Here is a 3,782-nt window from a genome sequence, read left to right as displayed (position 1 = left end):
GAACAGCTGGATGCCCGCCTGGGCGCCTGGATGAGCCTGGCCCGCCGCTACCGCCGCGCGCCGGCCGAGCTGCCCACGTTGCTGGCCCAGTGGCGCAGCGAGCTGGCCGCGCTGGACGCAGCCGCCGACCTGGAAGGCCTGCAGAAAGCCCATGCCGAAGCGCAGCGCCGCTACCAGCAGGAAGCCGCCAAGCTGAGCAAGGCCCGCGCCGCCGCCGCCGGCCCGTTGGGCGATTCGGTGACCCGCGCAATGCAGCAACTGGGCATGGGCGGCGGCCGTTTCGAGGTGGCGCTGCTGCCGCAGGAGGCGCCGCAATCGTACGGGCTGGAGGCGGTGGAGTTCCGCGTCGCCGGCCATGCCGGCAGCACGCCCCGTGCGCTGGCCAAGGTGGCCTCGGGCGGTGAGCTGTCGCGGCTGGCGCTGGCCATTGCCGTGACCACCGCCGCCCGCGACGACGAAGGCGCCGGCACGCTGATCTTCGACGAGATCGACGCCGGCGTGGGTGGTGCGGTGGCCGACACCGTCGGCCGGCTGATGAAGCAACTGGGCCTGCGCCGGCAGGTGATGGCCGTGACCCACCTGGCGCAGGTGGCGGCCTGCGCCGACCATCACTTCGTGGTGTCCAAGGCGGCGCAGCGCGGCATCACCACCAGCGACGTGCAGCCGGTGGCCGGCGAGGCCCGCGTGAGCGAGGTGGCCCGCATGCTGGGCGGCGAACGGCTGGCAACAAGCCTGGCTCACGCCCAAGAATTGCTGGCACAGGCTGCAGCGCCTGCCGTTGTGGCCGATGATGTAACGGCCGCTCCTGGCAAGCCCACCCGCAAGCGCTCCCGTGCCTGAAGTTCCCCACACCGACACCGCTGACCTGCCGCCCGCCCACGCCATGCGCGAGGTGGTGCTGATCACCGGCATCTCCGGCTCGGGCAAGTCGGTGGCGCTGCATGCACTGGAAGACGCCGGCTACTTCTGCATCGACAACCTGCCGCCCGAGCTGCTGCCCGACTTCCTGCGCATCGAGCGCGACCGCTCCGACCGTCGGGTGGCCGTTGCGGTGGACGTGCGCAGCGCCGGCTCGCTGCCGCACCTGCTGCCGCTGATCGACCGGCTGCGCGGCGAAGGCGTGGGCATCCGCTCGCTGTTCCTCGACGCCAGCACCGATGCCCTGGTGCGCCGGTTCTCGGAGACACGCCGGCCGCACCCGCTGTCCACGCCCCAGGTGGCACCTGGCAGCGACCTGGTGGCCGATGGCCGCCGCGCACTGGTGGACGCCATCGAGCTGGAGCGCGAGCTGCTGGCCGAGCTGCGCGAGGTGTCCACCGTCATCGACACCAGCCAGCTGCGGCCGGCCCAGCTGCGGCTGTGGCTGCGCGATCTGGTGGGCGCACCGCAGGGCGGGCTGACGCTGGTGTTCGAGAGCTTTGCCTTCAAGCATGGCGTGCCGCTGGACGCCGACTTCGTGTTCGACGTGCGGGTGCTGCCCAACCCCTTCTACATCCGCGAGCTGCGCCCCTTCACCGGCCGCGATGCCGGCGTGGCCGACTACCTGGCCGCGCAGCCCGAGGTGCCCGAGATGCTGACGCAGATCGGCGACTTCATCACCCGCTGGCTGCCGGCCTTCGAGAACGACCAGCGCAGCTACCTGACCGTGGCCATCGGCTGCACCGGCGGCCAGCACCGCTCGGTGTACCTGGCCGAGCAGCTGGCCCGGCGCTTTCGCAGCCGCTGCGCCACGCTGCTGCGCCACCGCGAACTGGACGCACGGGACTGACCATGGCCGCACTGCCGCTGTTTCCGCTGCGGACGGTGCTGTTTCCCGGCGGCCGGCTCAACCTCAAGGTGTTCGAGGCCCGCTACCTGGACATGGTGGGCGACTGCCTGCGCCAGGGCCGCCCCTTCGGCGTGGTGTGCCTGCAGGCAGGCGGCGAGGTGCAGCGCAAGGACGGCAGCACCGGCGCCGTGCGCCTGCACGACACCGGCGTGCAGGCCCATATCGACGAAGTGGATGCCGAGCAGGCCGGCATCCTGCACATCCGCTGCAGCGGGCGGGAGCGCTTTGCGCTCAGCCAGCCGCGGCAGCAGGCCGACGGGCTGTGGCTGGCCGATGCCACGCTGCTGCCGGCCGACGAAGCGGCCGAACCGCCTGAAGACACCGCCGCCACCGTGCAGTCGCTGCGCGAAGCCATCGAGGCCATGCGGCGGGAGGGCGCCGAGCCCTTCATACCGCCCTACCAGTTCGGCGACGCCGGCTGGGTGGCCAACCGCTGGTGCGAGATCCTGCCGATCAGCCTGGCTGCCAAGCAGAAGCTGATGGCGCTGGACGACCCCGTGACCCGGTTGAAGCTGGTGGACGACTTCCTGCGCAAGCAGGGCGTCGTTGACGACTAGCCGAGCAACAGCTTGCGGATCGGCGCCGGCAGGCCCATGGCCGCGGCGTCGGCCAGCGTCACCCAGCGGCCGGCGGGCAGCGCGGCTTCCACTTCCGCCAGCGCCGCCGGCCCCAGCGCGGCGGGCAGCACATGGCGGTAGGGCTGCAGCGCCCAGTCGAAGTGCGTCAGCACATGCTGGAAGGGCGCCAGCGGCTCGCCCTGCCCGGGCCAGCCATGGCCCAGACGCCGCGGCTCGGCCATGTCGTCGTACAGCGGCAGCGTCCACAGGCCGGCCCACACGCCGGTCTCGGGCCGCTGCACCAGCCACACGCGGTCAGCCTGCTGCAGCCACAGCAGCGCATTGCTGCGGGCACTGCGCTTGAGCTTGCGGGTCTTGACCGGGTAGCGCTCGGGCTGGCCCTCCTTCTGCGCCACGCACACCGGCTGCAGCGGGCACAGCAGGCATTGCGGCCGGCGCACGGTGCAGATCGTCGCGCCCAGGTCCATCAGGCCCTGGGTGTAGATGTCCATGTCCTGCGCGGGCAGCAAGGCCTCGGCCAGCTGCCACAGCGCGCGTTCTTCTTTCAATGAAGCCAGGTCGCCGCCAAAGCCCAGCGCGCGCGACAGCACCCGCTTGACATTGCCGTCCAGGATGGCGGCGCGTTCACCGAAGCAGAAGGCCGCGATGGCCGCCGCGGTGGAGCGGCCGATGCCCGGCAGTGTGGCCAGCAGCGCGCTGCTGGGCGGAAAGGCGCCGCCGTGCTCGGCCATCACCGCCTGGGCGCAGCGGTGCAGGTTGCGGGCACGGCTGTAGTAGCCCAGGCCGCTCCACAGGCCCAGCACGTCGTCCAGCGGCGCGGCGGCCAGGGCGGCCACGTCCGGAAAGCGCTCCAGGAAGCGCGGGTAGTAGGCCAGCACCGTGGACACCTGTGTCTGCTGCAACATGATTTCCGACAGCCACACTCGGTAGGGGTCGCGCGTGTGCTGCCAGGGCAGGCCATGGCGGCCGTGGGTGCGTTGCCAGGCAATGACGCGGGCGGCAATGTCCGGGCGGGGCGCCGTGGGCGCGGCGGGGGATGGGGTCGACGGCTCGAGGATGGCGGCGGAAACAGCGGCGGCATTCATGCGCGCATCATCCGCTACGGCGAAGGCGGCACCGTTCCACCGAGCGGCCTCGCCCGGCGCCGCGGGACCTGGTCAGACCGCGCCGCTGCGGCCCCGGCCGCGGGCCGACCGCACCAGCGTCAGCGGGGGTGCCGCCTCGCGCCGCTCGGGCAGGGCCAGCGGAATGTCCACCTCCGACACCGTTTCGTTGAGCATCAGCGCCCGCAGGCTGGTGGCCTGCGCCTGCAGCTGCTCGCCCACGGCTTCCCAGTGGCGGTGCTGGGCCTGCAGTTCCTCGATGCGCCGCGACAG

Annotated in this window: 4 protein-coding genes and 1 pseudogene; 3 read left to right on the top strand and 2 right to left on the bottom strand. The window is 72.3% G+C overall.

Annotated elements, in window-relative coordinates; translation table 11 throughout:
• From ABNT58_RS27645 to ABNT58_RS27635, 3 genes and pseudogenes are all read left to right on the top strand, one after another.
• A pseudogene (locus ABNT58_RS27645) lies at window positions 1–840 on the top strand (DNA repair protein RecN); the annotation flags it as partial.
• 43 nt (window positions 841–883) lie between these two features.
• Window positions 884–1,768, top strand: coding sequence for an RNase adapter RapZ (gene rapZ / locus ABNT58_RS27640; RefSeq protein ID WP_348756581.1), 885 nt, complete (start codon window positions 884–886; stop codon window positions 1,766–1,768).
• Window positions 1,769–1,770: 2 nt separating this feature from the next.
• A complete protein-coding gene (locus ABNT58_RS27635) occupies window positions 1,771–2,385 on the top strand; it encodes an LON peptidase substrate-binding domain-containing protein (protein ID WP_348756580.1) in 615 nt (204 codons plus the stop codon).
• On the opposite strand, the gene mutY is transcribed toward ABNT58_RS27635, so the two are convergent.
• Window positions 2,382–3,491: an A/G-specific adenine glycosylase gene (gene mutY, locus ABNT58_RS27630; RefSeq protein WP_348756579.1), complete on the bottom strand. Its 1,110-nt coding sequence runs from the start codon at window positions 3,489–3,491 to the stop codon at window positions 2,382–2,384. The two genes, ABNT58_RS27635 and mutY, sit on opposite strands and share 4 nt — an antisense overlap.
• 72 nt (window positions 3,492–3,563) lie before the next feature.
• Window positions 3,564–3,782, bottom strand: a 219-nt coding sequence (locus tag ABNT58_RS27625) for a hypothetical protein (protein ID WP_348756578.1), incomplete at its 5' end; no start/stop codon positions are given.

Source organism: uncultured Aquincola sp. (assembly GCF_964001545.1).
Lineage (GTDB): Bacteria > Pseudomonadota > Gammaproteobacteria > Burkholderiales > Burkholderiaceae_C > Aquincola.
The sequence above is the reverse complement of the archived record's forward strand: the minus strand, read 5'-3'. Positions and strand labels throughout refer to the sequence as shown.

What these genes read in the sequence shown, in the direction of transcription:
- rapZ (WP_348756581.1), top strand. Translation starts at nt 884, where the DNA reads ATGCGCGAGGTGGTGCTGATCACCGGCATCTCCGGCTCGGGCAAGTCG.
- ABNT58_RS27635 (WP_348756580.1), top strand. Translation starts at nt 1,771, where the DNA reads ATGGCCGCACTGCCGCTGTTTCCGCTGCGGACGGTGCTGTTTCCCGGC.
- mutY (WP_348756579.1), bottom strand. Translation starts at nt 3,491, where the DNA reads ATGAATGCCGCCGCTGTTTCCGCCGCCATCCTCGAGCCGTCGACCCCA.